The 21,691-nt window shown below is 66.0% G+C and carries 16 protein-coding genes and 7 pseudogenes; 14 read left to right on the top strand and 9 right to left on the bottom strand.

All coding sequences use genetic code 11. The features are described 5' to 3' along the window. Positions 1-87 precede the first annotated feature (87 nt). Positions 88-573 (bottom strand): annotated as a pseudogene (ispF, locus tag GT370_RS13470) (2-C-methyl-D-erythritol 2,4-cyclodiphosphate synthase); the annotation flags it as partial. A gap of 145 nt (positions 574-718) precedes the next feature. Between ispF and dusB the strand changes: the two are divergent. The 5 genes and pseudogenes from dusB to ntrX all read left to right on the top strand — a co-directional run bounded on the left by dusB (position 719) and on the right by ntrX (position 8,115). Then, a pseudogene (dusB, locus tag GT370_RS13475) lies at positions 719-1,773 on the top strand (tRNA dihydrouridine synthase DusB). A gap of 105 nt (positions 1,774-1,878) precedes the next feature. Beyond that, positions 1,879-3,023: pseudogene (locus tag GT370_RS13480) on the top strand (two-component system sensor histidine kinase NtrB). Between the two features lie 4 nt (positions 3,024-3,027). Then, entirely contained in the window at positions 3,028-4,488 is a 1,461-nt protein-coding gene (gene ntrC, locus GT370_RS13485) for a nitrogen regulation protein NR(I) (protein WP_008494105.1), read from the top strand. Positions 4,489-4,509: 21 nt separating this feature from the next. Continuing rightward, positions 4,510-6,733: pseudogene (locus tag GT370_RS13490) on the top strand (ATP-binding protein). After that, a complete protein-coding gene (gene ntrX / locus GT370_RS13495) occupies positions 6,730-8,115 on the top strand; it encodes a nitrogen assimilation response regulator NtrX (protein WP_008494103.1) in 1,386 nt (461 codons plus the stop codon). Before GT370_RS13490 ends, ntrX begins: the two are co-directional and overlap by 4 nt. A gap of 151 nt (positions 8,116-8,266) precedes the next feature. On the opposite strand, the gene GT370_RS13500 is transcribed toward ntrX, so the two are convergent. From GT370_RS13500 to GT370_RS13515, 4 genes are all read right to left on the bottom strand, one after another. Next, entirely contained in the window at positions 8,267-9,679 is a 1,413-nt protein-coding gene (locus tag GT370_RS13500; RefSeq protein WP_144052734.1) for a sensor histidine kinase, read from the bottom strand. Positions 9,680-9,699: 20 nt separating this feature from the next. Continuing rightward, positions 9,700-10,383 carry a winged helix-turn-helix domain-containing protein gene (locus GT370_RS13505; protein WP_008494101.1) on the bottom strand — a complete coding sequence of 228 codons (684 nt, stop codon included), beginning with the start codon at positions 10,381-10,383 and terminating at the stop codon, positions 9,700-9,702. 2 nt (positions 10,384-10,385) lie between these two features. Next, positions 10,386-11,018 carry a S1C family serine protease gene (locus GT370_RS13510; protein WP_333490080.1) on the bottom strand — a complete coding sequence of 211 codons (633 nt, stop codon included), beginning with the start codon at positions 11,016-11,018 and terminating at the stop codon, positions 10,386-10,388. Positions 11,019-11,193: 175 nt separating this feature from the next. After that, positions 11,194-11,430: a hypothetical protein gene (locus GT370_RS13515; protein ID WP_270183218.1), complete on the bottom strand. Its 237-nt coding sequence runs from the start codon at positions 11,428-11,430 to the stop codon at positions 11,194-11,196. A 156-nt stretch (positions 11,431-11,586) separates the two neighbouring features. Between GT370_RS13515 and GT370_RS13520 the strand changes: the two genes are divergently transcribed. Continuing rightward, complete coding sequence (locus GT370_RS13520; RefSeq protein ID WP_008494097.1) at positions 11,587-11,925, top strand: hypothetical protein; 339 nt, start codon at positions 11,587-11,589, stop codon at positions 11,923-11,925. A 6-nt stretch (positions 11,926-11,931) separates the two neighbouring features. Beyond that, a complete protein-coding gene (locus GT370_RS13525) occupies positions 11,932-12,333 on the top strand; it encodes a hypothetical protein (protein WP_008494096.1) in 402 nt (133 codons plus the stop codon). Positions 12,334-12,618: 285 nt separating this feature from the next. Here the strand turns inward: GT370_RS13525 and GT370_RS13530 are convergent. The 3 genes and pseudogenes from GT370_RS13530 to GT370_RS20970 all read right to left on the bottom strand — a co-directional run bounded on the left by GT370_RS13530 (position 12,619) and on the right by GT370_RS20970 (position 15,538). Beyond that, a pseudogene (locus GT370_RS13530) lies at positions 12,619-13,031 on the bottom strand (DUF3576 domain-containing protein). A 273-nt stretch (positions 13,032-13,304) separates the two neighbouring features. Next, complete coding sequence (locus tag GT370_RS13535) at positions 13,305-14,579, bottom strand: porin (RefSeq protein WP_008494094.1); 1,275 nt, start codon at positions 14,577-14,579, stop codon at positions 13,305-13,307. 479 nt (positions 14,580-15,058) lie between these two features. Then, on the bottom strand, positions 15,059-15,538 hold the full coding sequence (locus GT370_RS20970) for a thiamine phosphate synthase (RefSeq protein WP_333489954.1): 480 nt from the start codon (positions 15,536-15,538) through the stop codon (positions 15,059-15,061). Here GT370_RS20970 and GT370_RS13550 point away from each other — a divergent pair. Then, positions 15,537-16,211, top strand: coding sequence for a YggS family pyridoxal phosphate-dependent enzyme (locus tag GT370_RS13550; RefSeq protein ID WP_008494092.1), 675 nt, complete (start codon positions 15,537-15,539; stop codon positions 16,209-16,211). The two genes, GT370_RS20970 and GT370_RS13550, sit on opposite strands and share 2 nt — an antisense overlap. Positions 16,212-16,413: 202 nt before the next feature. On the opposite strand, the gene GT370_RS13555 is transcribed toward GT370_RS13550, so the two are convergent. After that, positions 16,414-16,740, bottom strand: a complete 327-nt coding sequence (locus GT370_RS13555; protein ID WP_270183220.1) for a hypothetical protein — start codon at positions 16,738-16,740, stop codon at positions 16,414-16,416. A gap of 135 nt (positions 16,741-16,875) precedes the next feature. On the opposite strand from GT370_RS13555, the pseudogene GT370_RS13560 reads away from it, so the two are divergent. The 6 genes and pseudogenes from GT370_RS13560 to murI form a co-directional block, all read left to right on the top strand. Then, positions 16,876-17,082 (top strand): annotated as a pseudogene (locus GT370_RS13560) (rod shape-determining protein MreC); the annotation flags it as partial. Positions 17,083-17,126: 44 nt separating this feature from the next. Then, positions 17,127-17,297 carry a hypothetical protein gene (locus GT370_RS13565; RefSeq protein WP_270183221.1) on the top strand — a complete coding sequence of 57 codons (171 nt, stop codon included), beginning with the start codon at positions 17,127-17,129 and terminating at the stop codon, positions 17,295-17,297. Between the two features lie 3 nt (positions 17,298-17,300). Next, positions 17,301-17,846 carry a rod shape-determining protein MreD gene (gene mreD, locus GT370_RS13570; protein ID WP_008494089.1) on the top strand — a complete coding sequence of 182 codons (546 nt, stop codon included), beginning with the start codon at positions 17,301-17,303 and terminating at the stop codon, positions 17,844-17,846. A gap of 10 nt (positions 17,847-17,856) precedes the next feature. Continuing rightward, a complete protein-coding gene (gene mrdA / locus GT370_RS13575) occupies positions 17,857-19,743 on the top strand; it encodes a penicillin-binding protein 2 (RefSeq protein WP_008494088.1) in 1,887 nt (628 codons plus the stop codon). Between the two features lie 68 nt (positions 19,744-19,811). Beyond that, a pseudogene (gene rodA / locus GT370_RS13580) lies at positions 19,812-20,897 on the top strand (rod shape-determining protein RodA). A gap of 1 nt (position 20,898) precedes the next feature. After that, positions 20,899-21,657 (top strand): glutamate racemase, encoded by a 759-nt coding sequence (gene murI / locus GT370_RS13585; RefSeq protein WP_008494086.1) that lies wholly within the window; start codon positions 20,899-20,901, stop codon positions 21,655-21,657. Positions 21,658-21,691 lie beyond the last annotated feature (34 nt).

Consider the following 21,691-nt stretch of genomic DNA (forward strand, 5'->3'; position numbering starts at 1 on the left):
GCAAAATGCTTCATGATGCGTAAACAAAAAGCGCCGGAAGCAGGCTTTCGACGCTTTTTCATGCAGTCCGCCAAAGCGGGTTGGGCCTCAGCCCTCCGGCACCAGCACGATCACCGCCGCCTGCGCGGCAATGCCCTCGCCACGGCCGGTGAAGCCCAGACGCTCGGAGGTGGTGGCCTTCACCGAGATCAGATCGATCGACACCCCGAGCAGATCCGCCAGGCGCTGGCGCATGGCCGGGGCATGCGGGGTGATTTTCGGGCGTTCGCAGATGATGGTGATGTCCGCATTCGCCAGCTTGCCGCCACGCGCCTTGATCCGCTCGGCGGCGTGGCGCAGGAAGCGGGCGCTGTCCATGTCCTTCCACTCAGTCTCGGAGGGCGGGAAATGCCGGCCGATATCGCCTTCCGCCAGCGCGCCATAGATCGCGTCGCACAGCGCATGGATGCCGACATCGGCGTCCGAATGGCCGGCCAGCCCCATCTCATGCGGGAGCTTCACCCCGCAGATGATCATGTCGCGGTTCTCCGCCATCGCGTGAACGTCATAGCCGGTGCCGATGCGCGGAATCATGCCCTGTTTCTCCTGATAATGCTCCGGCCTGGAATGCACGCGCCAAGGCCGGAGCGTCAATAAGGGAGATCTGAGGGCGGCTTCGCCTAAAAAGAAGGGCTGACGCATTGCGCGGCGCGGCAAGGCGGAATAATTTGCCCAAATCATGAGCAACGACGTTTTCCCCATGATCAAACCGATCACCATCGGCCAGGGCCCCCTGGCGGTGCGGTTGGATCACCCTGTCATCCTCGCCCCGCTCTCGGGGTGACGGATCTGCCCTTTCGCGCCTTGGTGAAAGAGCAAGGGGCGGGGCTGGTCGTCTCCGAGATGATCGCCAGCTGGGCGATGGTGCGCGAGAACCGCAACACGCTGCGCATGGCCGAAGTAGTCTCCGCCGGCGGCCCGAATTCCGTGCAGCTGGCCGGCTGCGACCCGGAGGCGATGGCCGAGGCGGCGCGTATCGCCGTCGGGCTGGGCGCCAACCTCATCGACATCAATTTCGGCTGCCCGGTGAAAAAAGTGGCGATCGGCCAGACCGCCGGCTCGGCGCTGATGCGTGACGAGATTTTGGCCGGGCGGATTCTGGAGAGCACCGTGCGCGCGGTGAATGTGCCGGTGACGCTGAAAATGCGCATGGGCTGGGACCATAACAGCCTGAACGCGCCCAGCCTGGCGCGCATCGCCGAGCAGGCGGGCATCGCGCTGCTCACCGTGCATGGCCGCACCCGCCAGCAATTCTATGAGGGTGTCGCGAACTGGGATTTCATCGCCGAGGTGAAGGCCGCGACCAGCCTGCCGGTGATCGTCAATGGCGACATCACCAGCGTGGACAAGGCCGCCGAGGCGCTGCGCCGCGCCCAGGCGGACGGGGTGATGATCGGGCGCGGCTCTTATGGCCGGCCCTGGTTCCTGCAGCAGGTGATCGACTACCTCACCACCGGCACCCGCACCCCACCGCCCAGCCTGGCCGCGCAGAAGGAGATCTTGCTGCGGCATTACCGCGCCATCCGGGCGCATTTCGGCGAGCAGGCCGGGGTGCGGCTGGGGCGCAAGCATGTCGCCTGGTACAGCCAGGGGCTGCACAGCTCGGCCGGCTTCCGCGCCCGGATCAACCGGCTGGATGACGGCGCCGCGGTGGAGGCGCTGATTCATGAATTCTACGACCCGCTGATCGAACAGGGCTTCATCCGCCAGGACGAAATGGCGATGGCGGCATGACGCTGTTTCACATGATGACGGAAAAAAATACGCGCGTGGGGATGGTGGGGCGGCCACGCGCGCAGAGAGAAATCATTTTGCGCCGCGACGAAGGAGTGGCGTGAAATGAGCGGGTTTCGGAAAGCCTTCAAGCTGGTGCGCCGGGCGCCGCGGGAAACGCAGGTCAAGCTCGACCCGGCGCAGATCCTGGAGGCCATGCCCATCGCCGTGGTGGTGGTGGATGAGCAGGATATCATCGCCGAGGTGAATTACGCCGCCGAAGAGTTTTTTGGCGCCTCCAAAACCATGCTGCAGATGACCAATCTCAGCGAATTGCTGCCGGTGGACCATCCGATTTTCCTGATGATGGAACGCGCCCGCTCGGCCGGGTCACCATCGCCGAGCATGATCTGATCATGGAAGGCCCGCGCATGACCAGGCGCGGCTGCGCCGTGCTCGCCGCCCCGCTGCTGGACCAGCCGGGCTTCGTCGTGCTCACCTTGCAGGACGAATCCGCCGCCAAGGCGCTCGGCCAGCAAATGTCGGCGCGCAACGCGGCGCGCTCGATCACCGGCATGGCTGCCATCCTGGCGCATGAGGTGAAGAACCCGCTCTCGGGCATTCGCGGCGCGGCCCAGCTGCTGGAGCTGAGCTCCCCGCCGCAGGACCGCGAGCTGGCGGTGCTGATTCGCGACGAGGCGGACCGCATCCGCGCCATGGTCGAGCGGATGGAGACCTTTGGCGAGAAGACGCTGGAGCGCCAGGCGGTGAATATCCACCGGGTGCTGGAGCATGTCCGCAAGCTTTCCGCCTCCGGCTTCGCCGCCAAGGTGAAATTCATCGAGAGCTACGACCCCTCGCTGCCGCATGTGCTGGGGGACCGCGACCAGCTGATCCAGGTGCTGCTGAACCTGGTCAAGAACGCCGCCGAGGCGATCGAGGGCGGCGACCGCCAGGATGGCGAGATCCATCTCACCACCGGCTTCCAGCACGGGGTGCGGCTCTCCGCCTCGGCCGGGCGCTCGCGCCCGAATCTGCCGATCTTCGTCGCGGTGCGCGATAACGGCCCCGGTATCCCGGAGGATATCCGCCGGCATCTGTTCGAGCCCTTCGTCTCCACCAAGGCGGCGGGCTCCGGGCTGGGTCTGGCGCTGGTGGCGAAGATCGTCGCCGATCATGGCGGGCTCATCGATGTCGACAGCCATCCCGGCCGTACCGAATTCCGCATCCATCTGCCCGTTTTTGAAGATCCCGAAGAAGGCGTGAATTAAGCCCATGACGCTTCCCACCGTACTCGTCGCCGATGACGATCGTTCGATCCGCACCGTGCTCACCCAGGCTCTGGGGCGTGCCGGGTATCAGGTGCGCGCCACCTCCTCCGCCGCCACACTCTGGCGCTGGGTGGAGGATGGGGAGGGCGATGTCGCCATCACCGATGTCATCATGCCGGATGAAAACGGGCTGGATCTGATCCCGCGCATCCGCCGCATCCGCCCGGAGCTGCCGGTGATCGTGATGAGCGCGCAAAGCACGCTGACCACGGCGGTGCAGGCGACCCAGCGCGGCGCCTTCGAATATCTGCCCAAGCCGTTCGACCTGACCGATCTGCTGGCGGTGGTGGACCGGGCGCTGAAGCAGCCGATCGCCCTGGCGGCGGCGCCGGACGCGCAGAAGCCCAACCCCGACGAGGCGATGCCGCTGATCGGCCGCAGCCCGGCGATGCAGGAAATCTACCGCATCATCGCCCGGCTCACGACCACCGATCTGACAGTGATGATCAACGGCGAATCCGGCGCCGGCAAGGAGCTGGTGGCGCGCGCTTTGCATGATTTCGGCCGCCGGCGGCAAGGGCCGTTCGTGGCCATCAACATGGCCGCGATCCCGCGCGAGCTGATCGAGAGCGAGCTGTTCGGGCATGAGCGCGGCGCCTTCACCGGCGCCACCAACCGGCATATCGGCCGTTTCGAGCAGGCCGCCGGCGGCACTTTGTTTCTGGATGAAATCGGCGACATGCCGCCGGAGGCGCAGACAAGGCTGCTGCGCGTGCTGCAAGAGGGCGAGTTCACCACCGTCGGCGGGCGCCAGCCGATCCGCGCCAATGTTCGCATCGTCGCCGCCACCCACCGGGATCTGCGCGCGCTGATCCGCTCCGGCCAGTTCCGCGAGGATCTGTTCTACCGGCTCAACGTGGTGCCGATCCGGCTGCCGCCCTTGCGCGAGCGGCCGGATGATATCCCCGTGCTGGCCCAGCATTTCCTGGGCAAGGCGCAGGCCGAGGGGCTGCCGGCAAAGACCATCGACCCGGCGGCGATGGCGCTGCTTTCCGCCTATCGCTGGCCGGGCAATGTGCGTGAGCTGGAGAACGTGATCCGCCGCCTAACCGCCCTGGTGCCGCAGCCGGTGATCACCGAGGAGGTGATCGCCCAGGAGCTGGCCGACCATAGCCCGGTGGAGGAGCCGGCAAAGGCGATGAGCGGCGGCGAGGAGAGCGACAACATGACCAGCGTGGTCGAGCGCCATATCGGCCGGCTGCTGGCGAGCTTGCGGGAATCCGGCGAGGAAGGCGTGCTGTATGAGCGCGCCCTGGCCGAGCTGGAGCGCCCGCTGATCCGCATGACACTGGCGGAGACGCGCGGCAACCAGATCCGCGCCGCCGCCCTGCTCGGGCTCAACCGCAACACGCTGCGCAAGAAGATCCGCGAGCATGGCATCGGCGTGCAACGCCGTGTGGGATAACCTCGTGCAGCGCCGTGTTGGATGAGCGGGGCCAAGGACATCGCTGAAAAACGCCCCCGCCGCTCGGGTCTCACCTGGGCGGTGGATCTGATGCTGGGGCGCGTCTCCACCCTGCTGGTCGCCTCGGTGGCGCTGGTGCTGGGCATCCTCACCTTCGGGCTGCTGGCAGGAAGGGTGCATCTCTCGCTGCATTCCGGCGGCGCGCTGGCGCTGATGGTCTCGGATTTCGCCGCCCTGCTGCTGCTGATCCTGGTGCTGGCCGGGCGGGTGACGCGGGTGATGCTGGAGCATCGGCGCGGCGCCGCCGGGGCCAGGCTGCATGTGCGGCTGGTGTTCCTGTTCGGCGGCGTGGCCGCGGTGCCGGCCGTGCTGGTCGCCATCTTCGCCATCGTCTTCTTCAATTTCGGTGTCCAGGCCTGGTTCAACACCAGGGTGCAAACCGCCCTGGCCGAGAGCAACCAGGTCGCCCAGGGCTACCTGACCGAGCATGAGAACGATATCCGGCTGGATGCGCTGGCCATGGCCAACGATCTCTCCGGCTCGGTGTTTTTCGGCAACCCCAACGAGTTTGCCAATTATCTGGTCAGCCAGACCACCATTCGCGGCCTGACCGAGGCGGAGATTTTCGATCCGCGCAGCGGCCAGGTCATCGCCTCCGCCGGGCTGTTCGCCGGCATGGTCAATACCGTGCCGGACCGCGCCGTGATCGCCCAGGCCAATGCCGGGCAGGTGCCGGTGATCAGCCCGCCGGGCAGCACCGCCGAGCAGGCGGTGATCAAGCTCGACATCACCCCGCCTTTGATGCTGATGCTGGAAAAGCCGGTGGACCCGGCGATCCTGGATCACGTCAACCGCACCCAGCAGGCGGTGGAGGAATATCAGCGCCTGGCGAAGAACCGGGCGCAGCTGGAGATCTCCTTCGCGCTGATCATCGCGGTGCTCACCCTGCTGGTGCTCTCCGCCCTGGTCGGATTCGGCCTCGTCATCGCCAACCAGATCGCCAAGCCGCTCGGCCATCTGATCCGCGCCGCCGAGAGCGTGCGCCAGGGGATCTGGATGTGCGCGTGCCCGAGCGCGCCACCGGCGACGAGATGGAAGGGCTCTCGCGCGCCTTCAACCGCATGACCACTCAGCTCGCCGCCCAGCATTCCGAGCTGATGGATGTCAACAACCAGCTCGATGAGCGGCGGCGCTTCACCGAGACCGTGCTGGCCGGTGTCTCCGCCGGCGTCATCGGGCTGGATGCCGCCGGGCGCATGGAGCTGGCCAACCGTGCCGCCTCCGAGCTGCTACGGCTCGACCTGACACCGCAGGTCGGCCAGTATCTTGCCTTGTTGGTGCCTGAATTCGCTGCTCTGATCGCGCAGGTGAGCGCCACCCCGAGCGCCCGGCGACGGCGCAGATCGAGCATGGGCAGGGCTCAGCCAAGCGGGTGCTGCTGGTGCGCATCGGCGCGGAGATGAAGGAAGGCGTGGCGGATGGGTTCATCGTGACCTTCGATGACGTGACGGAGCTGATGTCCGCCCAGCGCAAGGCCGCCTGGGCCGATGTGGCGCGGCGCATCGCGCACGAAATCAAGAATCCGCTGACCCCGATCCAGCTCTCCGCCGAGCGGCTGAAACGCCGCTTCGCCAAGGAGATCACCTCTGATCCGGAAAGCTTCACCCAATGCGCCGAGACCATCGTCCGGCATGTCGGCGATATCGGCCGGATGGTGGATGAATTCTCCGCCTTCGCGCGGATGCCGCAGCCGGTGATGCGCGCGGAGAGCCTGGAGCGGCTGGCGCGCGAGGCGATGGTGCTGCAACGTGTGGCGAAGCGGGACATTGACTGGCAGGTCGAGATCGAGGCGCCGTTGCGCGCCAAATGCGACCGCCGGCTGATCGGCCAGGCGCTGACCAATTTGCTGCAGAACGCCGCCGATGCGGTGGAGATGCGCCCCGGTGCCAGCCATGTGACACTGCGGCTGCGCGAGGAAAACGGCATGGCGGTGCTCAGCGTCACCGATGACGGGGTGGGGCTGCCGGAAGCCGGGCGCGACCGGCTGACCGAGCCTTACGTGACGCATAAGCCGAAAGGCACCGGGCTTGGCCTTGCCATCGTCGCCAAGATCATGGAGGACCATGGCGGACGGCTGGCATTGCGCGAGGCACCGGGCGGCGTCGGGGCTGAGGTGTCGTTGATTTTGCCGGTGCTGCCGGAGGGCGCCGCCGTAGAGGATGCGAGGGAGTTGCCTGCAGGATGACTGAAATTTTGATCGTGGATGACGAGCCGGATATCCGGATGTTGGTCGAAGCGATTTTGAAGGATGAAGGCTATGAGGCGCGCAGCGCCGGCACCTCGGACGAGGCGCTGGCGGCGTATCGCGCCCGGCGCCCAGCACTCGTCATCCTGGATGTGTGGCTGCAGGGCTCCAAGCTGGACGGGATCGGCATTCTCGACGTGCTGCACCAGGAGGTGCCGCGCGTGCCCGTCATCATGTTCTCCGGCCACGGCACCATCGAGACCGCGGTGGCGGCGATTCAGCGCGGCGCCTATGATTTCATCGAGAAGCCGTTCAATTCGGACCGTCTGCTGCTGGTGGTCAAGCGCGCTTTGGAAGCCGCCAAGCTGGAGCGGGAGAATGCCGAGCTGCGGCTGCGCGTGGGCAGCGACACCAAGCTGACCGGCGAGGGCAACGGCATCGCCTCCTTGCGCAACGCCATCGAGAAAGTGGCCCCCACCGGCTCGCGCGTGCTGATCTCCGGCCCGCCCGGCTCGGGTAAGGAGATCGTGGCGCGGATGATCCACGCCAAATCCCGCCGGGCGGATGGGCCTTTCGTGGTGATGAATTGCGCGATTCTGGCTCCGGAGACATTCGAGGCGGAATTATTCGGCACCGAGGCCACCGCCGAGGCGCCGCGCAAGCTCGGCGTGCTGGAGCGCGCCCATGGCGGCACGCTGCTGCTGGACGAGGTCTCCGAGCTGCCGCTGGAGATGCAGAGCAAGATCGCCCGCGTGCTGCAGGACCAGAGCTTCGAGCGGGTTGGCGGTAATACCAGGGTGAAGGTGGATATCCGCGCCTTGGCCAGCACGGCGAAGGATCTGACCGCGGAAATCGCCGAGGGGCGGTTCCGGGAGGATCTCTATTACCGTCTCGCCGTGGTGCCGCTGCGGGTGCCGGCGCTGAAGGAACGGCGCGAGGATATTCCCGCCCTGGCCAACCATTTCCTGCGCCATGCGGCGGAGATTTCCGGCCTGCCGGTGCGCAGCCTGGCCTCGGACGCGGTGGCGGCTTTGCAGGCGCATGACTGGCCAGGCAATGTCCGCCAGCTGCGCAATGTGATGGATTGGCTGATGATCATGCGCTCGAGCGAGCCGGGCGAGCTGTTCCATGCCGAGCATCTGCCCACCGAATTGGCCGCGCACGCGCCACGCGCCTTGGCGATCGACCCGGCGGCGGATGTGATGGCGCTGCCGCTGCGCGAGGCGCGGGATGTGTTCGAGACGCAATATCTGCAGGCGCAGCTTTTGCGCTTTGGCGGAAATATTTCGCGCACGGCGAATTTCGTCGGCATGGAGCGCAGCGCGCTGCATCGCAAGCTCAAACAGCTGGGCATAGGTGCCGCGGAAGACAAAGTCGCCTAACTGAAATTTGCATAAGTTTTTTGGTGCCGCTTTTTTTCAAAAAAGCGGCGAAAGGACAAAGGCCGGACGCCCCCCTAAAGGGGCGATCCGGCCTTTGTCACGAAGGGGAGTTTTTGAAAAAACTCCCCTTCAACCCCAAAAACTTTTGCTCCTAATCCGGGCTTATATCCGCCGGCAGGCAGATCACCGCGCGCAAGCCAGGCTCGTTATCCTGCAGATGCAGCGTGCCATTATGCAGCTGCGCCACCGCCGACACCAGCGACAGCCCCAGCCCCGAACCCGCCGTGCTGCGCGCCGCCTCGGCGCGGAAAAACCGCTCGGTGGCGCGCTTGCGGTCCGCCTCCGCGATCCCCGGCCCGCGATCCGCGACGACGATCTGCACCGCCCCGTGCGCCAGCCGCGCGCTGAACCGGATCGAGCTGCCCGGCGGGGAAAATTTCAAGGCATTGTCGAGCAGATTGACCACCGCCTGCTGCATCAGCTCGCGATCGCCAAACACCATCAGCGGCGCGTCGATCTCGGTCTCCAGCGTGATCTCCCGCTCCTCCGCCACCGCCCGGTACAGCTCGTCCAGATCCAGCAGCACCGGGGCAAGATCCAGCGACGCGAACGCCGCGCGCCGCGCCCCGGCCTCGATCTCGGAAATCCGCAACAGCGCCTCGAACACCGCGACGATGCCATCCAGATCCTCGGTCGCCCGGTCGATCGCCGCCTGCATCTCCTCGGCGCTGCGCGCGTGCAAGGCCGCATCCTCCAGCCGTGCGCGCGCCCGCGTCACCGGCGTGCGCAGATCATGCGCGATGGCGTTGGAAACCTGGCGCACCCCATCCATCAGCCGGGCGATGCGGTCCAGCATATCGTTGATCGTCACCGCCAGCTCGTCGAACTCGTCGCCCACCCCGGTCACCGGCACCCGCCGCGTGATGTCGCCGCGCGCAATCGCGCCGGTGGTGACGGAAATGGCGCGAATGGTGCGCTGGAACAGCGAGCGGATCAGCACCGCGCCGAGAATGCCGAGCGCGATCATCAGGCTCAGCGCCCAGATCAGCCCGGCCCGCAGCACATTGCGCAGCTTGGTGCGCATCCGCACATCCCGGCCGACCAGCAGGCTGGACCCGTCGGGCATTTTCTGCATCTGCAACAGCGCGATGGAGGCCACACCCTGGCGGCGCACCGAGAGCTGATACCAGGCATTATCCTGGCTCATCCCCGCCGGCCACTGGTCCAGATTGCCCATCAGCACCTGGCCGTTCTGGCCCTTCAGCAAATAGATCCCATCCGGCGTCAGCGACCCTGCCAGCCGTTCCTGGATCGCCGCTTCCAGCGAGGGCAGCCCGCCCATCTGGTCATGCTCGATCAGCGTCTGAAAATCCGCATGGATGGAAGCCTGAACCTGCCGCTGCAGCAAATTCAGCGCCGAGTACCAGAGGGCCAGCGCCAGCACGAAGGCGGAGAGACCAAACACCACGGCATAGACCAGCGCGAAGCGCACCCCGGCCGAGCGCCACAGCCCGCGCCGGGCCGGGCGCTGCCTTTTGATACGCTCAGCGCTGGATCTAGCCATGGTTCTGAATCAAGCCGCGATCAGGGTTCTTCGGAGCGCAGCATGTAGCCCGCATTGCGGACGGTATGCAGCAGCGCGGTCGGGAACGGCTTGTCGATCTTCTGACGCAGACGCGAGATATGCACGTCGATCACGTTGGTTTGCGGGTCGAAATGATAATCCCACACGCCTTCCAGCAGCATGGTGCGGGTGACGACCTGGCCGGCATGGCGCATCAGATATTCCAGCAGCCGGAATTCCCGCGGCTGCAGATCGATCTTGGTCGGGCCACGGCGCACCGAGCGCGAGAGCAGATCCATCTCCAGATCGCCCACCTGCAGCCGGGTCGCCGGCCCGTCGCTCTTGCCGCGCCGGGTCAGCGCTTCCACCCGCGCCAGCAGCTCGGCGAAGGCGAAGGGCTTGGTGAGATAATCGTCACCGCCCGCCTTCAAGCCTTTCACCCGGTCATCGACCTGGCCGAGCGCGGAGAGGAACAGCACCGGCGTGGTATTGTCCTGCCCACGCAATGTTTCCAGCAGTCGCAAACCGTCGATGCCGCCCGGCAGCATGCGGTCGAGGATGATGGCGTCGAAATTCTCCGAGGCGGCCAGGAACAGCCCGTCACGCCCATTATCGGCATGTTCGACCGTATGTCCCGCCTCGCGCAGCCCCTTCAGTACGAAGCCCGCCACATCCTTGTCGTCCTCTACGACGAGTATCCGCATCTCTACTCCCCTATCTGCGCCGGTCGCCGCCCAACGGTGACCGGCAAGTGGAATATATGTCCATTTTTCCTTACCCCAAGGACTACCTTCCGCCCAGGCGGCATGGACGCAATGATCCGCGTCAAACCGTCAGCGCCGGAGATCGCCTCGCCATTCACCGAAACCACCAAATCGGACTGGTTGAGCCCGGCTTTGTCCGCCGGGCCACCAGCCTCCAGCCCGGTGATCACCGCCCCCGGGCCGCCATCGCTCAGGTCCGCGACGGAGACGCCGAGCCAGCCGCGCGCCACCGCGCCATGGGCGATCAGCTGCGCCACGATGGGCGCCGCGCTGTTGCTGGGAATGGCGAAGCCGATCCCCACCGATCCGCCGGAAGGCGAGACAATTGCTGAATTTATCCCAATCACCGCGCCCTGCATGTTGAAGGCCGGGCCGCCGGAATTGCCGGGATTGATCGGCGCATCCAGCTGCAGGAAATGGTTGAACGGGCCCTCGCCGATATCCCGCCCCTCGGCCGAGACGATGCCGAGTGTGAACGAATTTCCGAGCGCGAACGGGTTGCCCGCGGCCAGCACCCAGTCCCCCACCTGGACCTTGGAAGAATCCCCCAACGGGCCGGTTGCAGCGGCTTGGATGGATGGATTTTAATGACAGCGATATCCGTCAGGTCATCCGCGCCGACTAACTGGGCGGTGAATTTTTCGCCATTATCCAGGGTCACGGTGATCTGCGCGGCGCCGGCGATGACATGGTCGTTGGTGACGATCATGCCGTCCGGGCTGATGATGAATCCCGAGCCGGCGGCCTGGGTCAGAGGCGGGGTGGCCTTGCCGCCATGCACCGGGGCCGGGGTGGCGCCGGAGCCGCCTGACGCCTCGGTGACGGCAATGCCGACCACGCCGGGGCGACCATCTTCACCAGCGGGGCGAGGGAATGCGGCGCGCCCTCAAACAGGCTGAACTGCGCCAGCGCCACCCCGGACAGGCCAGAAACAACCCCAGCGCCAATGCCAGCCAGCCCATGCCGCCCCTTCCGTCTCTCACTCAAACCATGCCATGCCTTGCCAGCCGCGCGGTTAACAGGCAAGCCAAAGCGCAGCTTTGTTGCGCATGCTCAGCAATTATCGTGTGATGCGGCCGGCGGCGGCGTTGAAAAAGCCGCTCTGCCGTACGACGTGAGGTTTGAGCAAAGGAGGGTTTCGAGATGTGCGCCAAACGAATTGATCCGTCTTCCATCGATATCGATCAGCTGAAACAGGAATTCGAGAAATTCCGCGTCGGACTCGGCGATGCCGGGGAGAAGCTGGGTGAGAACGCGCATGCGGCGCTGGAGCAGATCACCTCCTATCTGAATGGCGGCAACCTCTCCTCGCGAGTCGCCTCGATCGAGGAGGAGCTGGAAATTCTCGGCGCCCGGCTGAAGGGCACGAGCAAGGATGCGGTCGCCAAGCTGGAGACGGAAGTGAGCGAGCGCCCGCTGGCGTCGCTGGCCATCGCCTTCGGCGTCGGCCTGCTCGCCGCCGGCTTCCTGCGCCGCGGCTAAGAGAGGATGAGCCTCGGCCGCCGCGCTGCCTATGTCGGTAAATCCGCCGCGCTTTGGGTCTGCATGGCCCTGGTGCTGCTCGGCACCGGGCTGGGCGGGCTGGGTTTGCTGGCCGCCGCTTTGCTGATCTGGCTGGCGCATTATGTCGGCATGGCGGGGGCGTCCGCCATTTGCGGCGTCCTGCTGCTGGTGGTGGGCGCGCTCTGCGCGCTCATCTTCACCGCCGTGCTGCGGCGCATGCGCGCCCGCCAGCCCAGCCTCGTCACCGAGGCGGTGAGCACGCTGAGCCTGGCGCTGCGCTTTGGCACCTTCATCGTCCGGCGTGACCCGCGCAAGGCGGTGCTGACGGCGCTGATCACCGGCGCGGTGGCGGAATATTTCCTCGGTGAGCGCCGCAACAAGAGCTGAGCGCTTAAAAAATCAAAAGTTTTTTGGTGCCGCTTTTTTACAAAAAAGCGGCGAAAGGTGTTCGGGGTGTGCGCAACGCCGTCGTCACCACCCGGACATTTTGCAGCCCTTTTTGTAAAAAGGGCTGCACCCTCCGGCGGCTTTCCACCGCTGCTGCGCAGCGGCGGAACCTTGGCCGCCTACGCCCAAAAACTTTTATGATCTTCCCTCCATGCCCGTGGCTCAGCCCCCAACAAAAAACCCCTCCCGTCGGCGACGGGAGGGGTTTTTTGTACCCGAAAAGCTTTACTTGGTGTTCTTCGCCGCCGCCTGCAGATCGGCGGCGCGGGCCAGGATGCGATCCTCCAGCCCGCTGGCGAGCGAGGGATCGGCCGGGCTGTCCACCCATTGGCCGTTCTGCTGCACCTGCTCGAACACGCTCACCTGAATCGCGTCCGCGGTCAGGGTTTTGCTGAGGATATAGGCATTCGCCTTGAAGCGGGTGCCGGGCTGGCCGGGCGGCGTGTACCAGTCGGTGATGATCACCCGCCGAACGGATCAGCCGAGACCAGCGGCATGAAGGAGAGCGTGTCCAGCGTCGCCCGCCAGAGATAGGCATTGACCTGGATATTGGTGTTGGAGGCGGCGCCACCCGTGCTGCCCTTGCCGAGGGTGAACAGCGAGCCAGAGCCCGGCGCGGCCGGCCCCATGCCGCCCATCTCGTAATTGGCGACGTCAGGGTTGGAGGTCTTCAGACCGCCTGAGCAGGCACTGAGCCCGAGCAGGCTGAGCGCCAGGCTGGCGGGGACGGCGACACGTTGAATAATCCGCAATTCTGCTCTCCAAACCCGAAACTGCAAGCTGTTTAGCCTTCAACCAAGGCGCCGCCAAGGGCTGCGGCCACAAGATCGAATGCGGCCGCGCAAACAAAAAGGGTGGCGGTTGCCCGCCACCCTTTCAAGATCAGCCCAGAAGGACCGGCCTTTAGGCGATTACCACTTGATGGTGGTGCCGAGGTCGATCATCTGCTCCTGCACGTTGCCGGTCGAGGTCGCGGTCGGCTGGTGCTGGTGGCCATACAGATATTCCAGATACAGGCCCATCGGCTTGGCGATCTGGTAGTTCGCGCCAGCGGCAACGCCATACTCGCTCAGCGTGCGAGCAACGGCGGTGGAACCCGGAACATAGTTGCCGGAGCTCTGCTGGTTGAAGTAGGAGGCGCCGACCGTGTACGGGCCGACATTGTAGGACGCGCCAACCACATAGCCCAGAGCGTTACGCGCGCCCTTCGGCTTGAAGGCGTAGCCGTCTTCAACCTGGCCCCACTTCATGTTGCCGCCAACGGTCAGACCCGCGAAGGTGGTCTGCGCACCGGCCTGCATCACGCTCAGCTCGTCATAGCCATGCGGCGCGGTGGTCGGGGTGCCGCCCAGAATGCCCAGCGGCGCGCCGTGCAGGTAAGAGACGGAGACCTTGTTGTCGAAGCCGTTCATCTTCTCGCCGTAGGACACGGACATGTCCAGCGTGTTGCGGCGGCGGACATTGCTGCCACCATAGATGGAGCTCGCGGACTCGCCCAGGGTGCTGCCGTTGGCGGCGTTGCCTTCCTTGATGCCGTTGGAGTTCGGCTCGAAGCCGATGATGCCGGACAGCTTGCCGCCGAGCACGCCCACGGCCGGGGACTCATACACAACCTTGTTGGTGGCATAGAGGCCGGAGGTGTCGGCGAACATGAACAGACCCGGGGAGGTCGGCAGCATGGTGCAGGCGCCGCCATCGCAGTTGAACCCGGCGCCGTCGCCGAAGCTCTCGATCGCGCCAACCTGGGACAGGGTCCAGGCGCTGTCGGTCTGGCCGGCGCGGATGAAGCCGTATTCCGGCGCGCCGATATAGGCATAAGCGCGCTTCACATACAGGCTCTCGGTGCCGGCGGAAACGGTGGTGTTGGAGCCGGCGGACTTGCCAGCGGAGGAGACGGTGGTGCGGATTTCAGCCTGCACACCATACCAGATGCCGTTGGTGGTCTGCGCGTCGAAGCCCGGATAGATGCGGAAATCGCCGTTGGTGCCGACATTGTTCAGCTTGTAGGCGCTGGTGCCCGAGCCGCCGGACATGTGGGTGGAGCCGAACGCGCCGACGCCGTACTGGAAGTAACCGTTCAGGTGAACGACGATGCTGCCCGGAGCGGCAACCTCTTTCGCCGGCTGGGCGAAGGCAGCGCCCGTGGCGAGCATGGTGGCCGCAGTGGCCAGAAGCAGTTTGCGCATCAAATCATCTCCATCATTCGCCGTGCGGCGGAATTTTTAAGACCGTGAGGCCCCAGAAGCGTGCACCGACAGCCTGACGACAGCCGATGCGCTCGGCAGCCTATAAATCGCCATCCGCCGGCCCGCGCAATCTCTGACTTTCCGTTCTTGAGCTTATTCGGGGGAGTGTGGCACGCACGCCACATGTATATGACGTTAATGTTAAATTCGATCCTGCGCTTTTCCTGTAAAAACCAGCGACTATGCGCAGCTTACGCTGCAGCGCGATATAATATTCATACCGTTTAAGTATTTTTATAGACACGCTTGGCCTGCCGCTCCGGGGCGAGCCCGAACCGGGTCAAACTTCAAGCCAATTGCTTCAAAAAAAGGCGTCGATTGCCCCCACGCCGGCACAGGCAGGCCCCAAGTTCCGAGCATGGCGGCCATTCATTCCCCCAGAGCGAAAGGCTTTATCGGCGCCTTGCCGCGGACTGGAGTCAGCCGTGCCGCCAGACGACGCCAACCCGCCACCCCCAACCCGCGCGCGCCGGGATGGCTGGCGGTGGGATGCACGGGTGAGATGAAGACCAGCGCCACATCCGCCCGCCTTGCCTGCCGAATCTGCGCCTCATCATGCGCCGAGGCGCTGCGCAGCCCGGTATGCGGACGCACCCGCCCGCCCCGCCGCGCAGATGCAGCCCCGCCTTCAGCGACGCCGCCAGCCGCGCATCCCCGGCGATGATCAGCGCCAGCCGCCGCGCCCGGCAAATCTTCGCCACCCGCCGCGCCAGCCGGGCGCGGTCCGGGTCCTGGTCATGGCGCAGCACCACCCCGCACAGCCCCAAAGGCAGCCGGGCGATCACCGCCAGCGGGTCGGGCGTGCGCTGGGCATCGGTGAAGAACCAGAGCGGCGGGATCTGGGCCTGCGGGTCGCGCCGCTTTACCGCGCGGCCCCAGGCGATTAACCGTGAATCCATGGCCGATATTAGCCCGATTGCCCGCAACCTCGAAATCATCCGCGCCCAGATCGCGCAAGCCGCCCGCGCCGCCGGGCGCGATCCCGAGGAGATCACCCTGATCGCCGTCAGCAAAACCCATCCGCGCGCCGCGGTGGAGGCGGCCTTGGCGGCGGGGCTGCATATATTCGGCGAGAACCGGGTGCAGGAGGCGGCGGAAAAATTCCCGCTCCCCGGCGCGAAACTGCATATCATTGGCGGGCTGCAGACCAACAAGGCCGAGCAGGCGGTGCGCCTGGCCGATGCGATCGACAGCCTGGACCGCCCGCGCCTGCTCGATGCCATCGACGCCGCCGCGCAAAAAGCCGGGCGCCTGCCGGAGCTGCTGGTGCAGGTGAATATCGGCGACGAGGCGCAGAAATCCGGCATCCCCACCGCCGAAGCGGATGGGTTCATCCGCGCCGCGCGCGCGCGTTTCGGCGATGCGCTGAAAGGGCTGATGTGCATCCCGCCGGCAGAGGGCGACCCCACAGCTTATTTCCAGCGCCTCGCCGCGATGGCCGATGCGCACGGGCTGGCGGTGCGCTCGATGGGCATGTCCGGCGATTACGCCGCCGCCATCGCCGCCGGCGCCACCCATATCCGCATCGGCACCGCTCTGTTCGGCCGGCGCGAGACCCCGCCGGCAAATTAACGCTACCGAAAGTTTTTGGCGGTATCGGGTGTTTCTTCAACAACAGCGGACCCTTTGCCCCGCCCGCCAGACACAATTTTTAATGTTTTAAACGCGCTGCCCTGGCTGAATCCGCGCATTCCCACTGTGCGTCCCGCGCATTTGCCTGTAAGGGCTAGGCGGTCATTGTCCTCTTTTTGCAGATAGGTTTCCGGTGATCAGATTATCGATCCCGCTCCGCCAAGCCCTGTCGCGTCTGACCCTGCCGGTGATGCTGATGGTCTCGCTCGGCTGCGTTCTCATCGGCCGGGCGGATCAGAATTTCTCCGACCGGCTGCGCGCTGGCTTGGATGACATGCTGGCGCCGGCCTATATGCTGGTCTCCGGCCCGATCCAGGCGGCCGAGCACGGCACCGGCGAAATCGGCCATCTCTTCTCGCTGAGCCAGGAAAACGAGCAGCTGCGCGAACAGAACGCCGAGCTGCTGCAATGGCAGGAGGTGGCGATGGCGCTGCAGGCGCAGAATGATGCGCTGAAAGCCTCGCTGCATTTCGTCCCCACCCCGACGCCGGAATTCGCCACTGGCGAGGTGGTGGCGGATCTCGGCGGCGTCTATGCCCGCTCGGTGCTGGTGCTGGTGCCGCCGGCCAATGGCAACCCGCAAAGCCTCATCGGCGCGGTGGCGATGGATGGGCGCGGCCTCGCCGGCCGGGTGGTGGATGCCGGGGACCGCTCCGCCCGGGTGCTGCTGATCAACGACATCAATAGCCGCATCCCGGTGGCGATCGGCGCCAATGGCGCGCCCGCCCTGATGGCCGGCACCAACGGACCGGACCCGTCCTTGCTGTACTGGTCGCCGAACCAGCCGCCGCCGGAAGGGGCGATGGTGCTCACCAGCGCCGAGGGCGGCGCCTTCCCGCCCGGCCTGCCGGTGGGGTGGTGCATTACAATGCGCAGAACCAGCCGGTGGTGCTGCCGCTGGCGCATCTGGACGCGCTGCGGGTGCTGCGCCTGTTCAGCTATCCGGATAATCTGCCGGCCCTCACCCCCATCCCGCATCTCAAACCCGCCGCCGCCAGCGCCGCCAAGCATCACCGGAAACGCTGAGCCATGGCCCGCGGCTCCGCCCTGCGCCGGCCCACGAAATTGTGGCGCCAGATCGACGCGATTTCGCGCTGGATATTCCCCGTGGTCACGCTGCTGTTCGGGCTGTTCGTCATCGGCATGCCCTTCGGCATTCCCGGCCAGGCGGCGCTGCGCCCGGTCTATGCGATGGCCTGCGTGTATTTCTGGTCGCTCTACCGCCCGGGCTCCCTGCCCGCGCCGCTGGTGGCCTTGTGCGGGTTGCTGCTGGACCTGCTCGGCCTCTCCTCCTTCGGGGTCTGGGCGGTGCTGTTGCTGCTGCTGCAATGGGGCACGCTGCTCGCCCGCCGCAAGCTGGTGCCGGCGCGGTTTCTCATCGTCTGGGCCAGCTTCACGCTGGCGGCCGGGGTCTGCGCCGGGCTGGCCTGGGCGATTGAATCCGCCCTCGCCTTACGGCTGCTGCCGCCCGGGCCGCTGGTGCTGGAGGTGCTGCTGGCCGCCGGGCTCTACCCGTTGCTGGCCGCCTTCCTGATCCGCGCCCATCGCGGCCCGGCGGCGGTGGAACAGGCGTAAGGAGCGAAGCATGCGTCGCCAGGCCAAGAACCGCACCGGCTTCTCCCGCCGCGCTCTGCTGATCGGCGCCGGCCAGGCGGCGATCTTCGCCGCCATCACCACCCGGCTCTATCATCTGCAGGTCTCCGAGCACGGCAAATACGCGCTGATGGCCAAGCAGAACTCCATCTCCGAGCGTCTGGTGGCGCCCGAGCGCGGCATCATCACCGACCGCTTCGGCGCCATCCTCGCCGGCAACCAGCAGCATTGGCGCGCCTTGTTCATGAAGGCGATGGCGCCGGAGCCGGACGTGGTGCTGGAGAATTTCTTCCGGCTGGTGCCGCTCTCGGACGAGGAAAAGGCCCGCATCACCCAGGATCTCGCCGACCATCCCGGCTATATCCCGGTGCTGCTGAAGGATTGGCTGGACTGGCCGGACATGGCCGCGATCGAGGTCAACACCCCGAACCTGCCCGGCGTCATCGTCGAGGAAGGGGCCAGCCGCACCTACCCGCTGGGGCCGGTGGCGGCGCATGCGGTGGGCTATGTCGGCCGGCCGAACCAGCAGGAGGCGAAGCAGGATGCGGTGCTGGCGCTGCCGGGCATGCGGGTGGGCCGCACCGGCGCGGAAGATGCCGACGACCTCTCCTTGCGCGGCGATCCCGGCTTCGTGCAGACCGAAACCAACGTGCATGGCGAGGTGATGCGCGTGGTGGCGCAGGATGCCGGCACCCCGGGCCAGACCGTGGCGCTGGGCATGGATGCCGGGCTGCAGCAGCTGGCGGTGCAGAGCCTGGGGGCGCAGACCGGCGCGGTGGTGATGATGGATGCGACCAATGGCGAGATCCTCGCCATGGCCAGCACCCCCTCCTTCGATCCGTCCTTGTTCGACAAAGGCGTGCCCAGCGATGTCTGGAAAGGCTGGATGGAGGACCCGAAACACCCGCTGCTCAACAAGGCGACAGCGGGGCTGTTCGCGCCCGGCTCCACCTTCAAGCCCACCGTGGCGCTGGCGGCGCTGAAATGCGGCGCCCTCACCCCGACCACCATCCATAACTGCCCCGGCTTCCTCAAGCTCGGCGACCATATCTTCTGGTGCGACAATCACGATGCCCATGGCAACATCAATGTCGTCTCCGCGCTGAAGGTCAGCTGCGACGTGTTTTTCTATAAAACCGCGCTGGATACCGGCATCGACAGGATCGCCGCGATGGCGACGATCATGGGCCAGGGCGTGGATCTCGATTCCGACATCCCCCACACCCAGGCCGGGCTGGTGCCGACTTTGGAATGGGCGCGCCGGCACGGCATCCATTGGGCCCAGGGCAATACCGTCGTGCAGGGCATCGGCCAGGGCTACACCCAGCTCACCCCGATGGCGCAGGCGACGATGATCGCCCGCCTCGCCTCCGGCCTCGCCGTCACCCCGCATCTCACCCGGCGGATCGGCGGCACGCTGCAGCCGGACTCGCTGCCCGGCGGCGCGGCGACCCTGGATGTCGACCCCGCGCATCTGGCGGTGGTCCGCCAGGGGCTGTTCGAGGTGGTGAACGACCCCGCCGGCACCGGCTATGGCGCACGCCTGACCATCCCCAACGTGCAGATGGCCGGCAAGACCGGCACAGCCCAGGTACACAACAACACCGCCGCCGAAAAAGCCAAAAACTTCAATGATATGACCATGGCATGGGAGCAGCGCCCGAATGCCTGGTTCGTCGCCTACGCGCCCGCCGACGCGCCGCGCTACGCCATCGCGGTGCTGATCGAGCACGGCAATTACGGCGCCCAGACCGCCGCCCCGATCGCCCATGACCTGATGACCTACGCCCTCCTGCACGACCCGGCCGGGCGCGACACCCCGCTCGCCAACCCGCCGCCGGAACCCCCGCCGACCGTACCGACCGGACTCAAAGCGTGATCGAACATGCCAGCCTGAGCTATCGCCGCCCCTTCCGGGAGCGCTCCTTCGGCCTCGCCCGCAAGCTGATGCGGGTGAACTGGCTGTTCGTGCTATGCGTCTGCGCGCTGGCGGGGGTGGGCTATGCGGCGCTCTATTCCGCCGCCGGCGGCTCGCCGCAGCCTTACGCGCAAAGCCAGCTGATCCGCTTCTGCGGCGCGCTGGTGCTGATGATTTGCATCGCCATGGTGGACATACGCTTCATCGCCAAGCTCTCCTGGCCGGCCTGGATTTTCGGCATATTGCTGCTGATCGCGGTGATGAAATTCGGCCATGTCGGGCTGGGCGCGAAACGCTGGATGACCGTGGGCGGCGTGGAAGTGCAGCCCTCGGAACTGATGAAGCTGTTTCTGGCGATGGCGCTCGGGCATTATTTCAAGCGCGCCACACCCGAGCAGACCGGCAATCTGCTGTTCGTGCTGCCCGCCATCCTGGCGATTCTGGTGCCGATGGGCTGATCCTGAAAGAGCCCAATCTCGGCACCGCCGTCATCACCGGCACCATCGGCGCCACGGTGATGCTGGGGCGGGGGTGCGCTGGTGGTGGTTCGCGCTGGTGGTGGTGGTGATCGCCGTGTCCGCGCCGGTGATCTATCACCATCTGCACGCCTATCAGAAAGCCCGGATCGACATCTTCCTCAATCCCGGCTCCGATCCGCTGGGGCGGGCTACAACATCATCCAGAGCAAGATCGCGCTCGGCTCCGGCGGATTTTTCGGCCAGGGCTATCTGCACGGCACCCAGAACCAGCTCAACTTCCTGCCCGAGAAACAGACGGATTTCGTCTTCACCATCGTCGCCGAGGAATTCGGCTTCTTCGGCTCGGTCGCGGTGCTGGGGCTGCTGATGATGATCGTGGCGCTGGCCTATTACACCGCCTTGTCCTGCTCGCATGTCTATGGCCGGCTGGTGGCGCTGGGCATCGCCACCAATTTCTTCCTCTATTGCTTCGTCAATCTCTCGATGGTGATGGGGCTGATCCCGGTGGGCGGGGTGCCGCTGCCGCTGATCTCCTATGGCGGCTCGGCGCTGACCGCGGTGATGCTGGGCTTTGGCGTGCTGATGTCGATCCATGTGCATCGCGACGTGGAATTTGCCGAGCCGGGGGATTTCTGAGATGGCGCTTTTGGTGTTCGATTCCGGCATCGGCGGCCTGGGCGTGGTGGCGGCGCTGAACCAGCTTGCCCCGGATTTGCCGCTCACCTACCTGGCCGATACCGGCTTCTTCCCTTACGGCGAAAAGCCGGACGAGGTTCTGCTGCCGCATCTGATCGCGTTGCTGGGCGAGGCGATCGCCCGACAGCGCCCGGAAGCGGTGGTGGTGGCCTGCAACACCGCCTCCACCATCGCGCTGACCGCCTTGCGCGAGGCCTTCCCGCTGCCCTTCATCGGCTGCGTGCCGCCGATCAAACCCGCTGCGAGCGCCTCCACCAGCCGCACCATCGGCGTGCTGGCGACCAAGGCGACGGTGCGCCGGCCTTATCTGAACGGGCTGATCGAAAAATTCGCCCCGGATTGCCGGGTACTCTCACTCGGCACGCCGGATCTGGCGGAGCTGGCGGAGGAGAAGTTTCGCGGCGCGACGGTGGATATCGCCCCCGCCGTGGCCCCGCTCTTCGCGCAAGCCGGCGGCGACACGATTGACGCGGTCGCGCTGGGCTGCACCCATTACACCTTCCTGCTGCCGGAATTCCTGGCGCTGCGGCCGGACATCTCCTGGCACGACCCGGCAATGCCGGTGGCCAAGCAGAGTTTGCGCATCGCCGAGACGCTGGCGATCAGCGCCGCCCCGCGCACCATACGCTTTACCGGCGCGCCGGTGGCGACGCCCTTGGTGGCGCCGTTCGGGCTGGAGCCGGCGCTGAGAGCAACATGATCCTGACTGGACTCAGTCAGGATCATGTTGCCCG

The sequence above is a fragment of the Acidocella sp. MX-AZ03 genome (assembly GCF_027626035.1).
Classification (GTDB): domain Bacteria; phylum Pseudomonadota; class Alphaproteobacteria; order Acetobacterales; family Acetobacteraceae; genus Acidocella; species Acidocella facilis.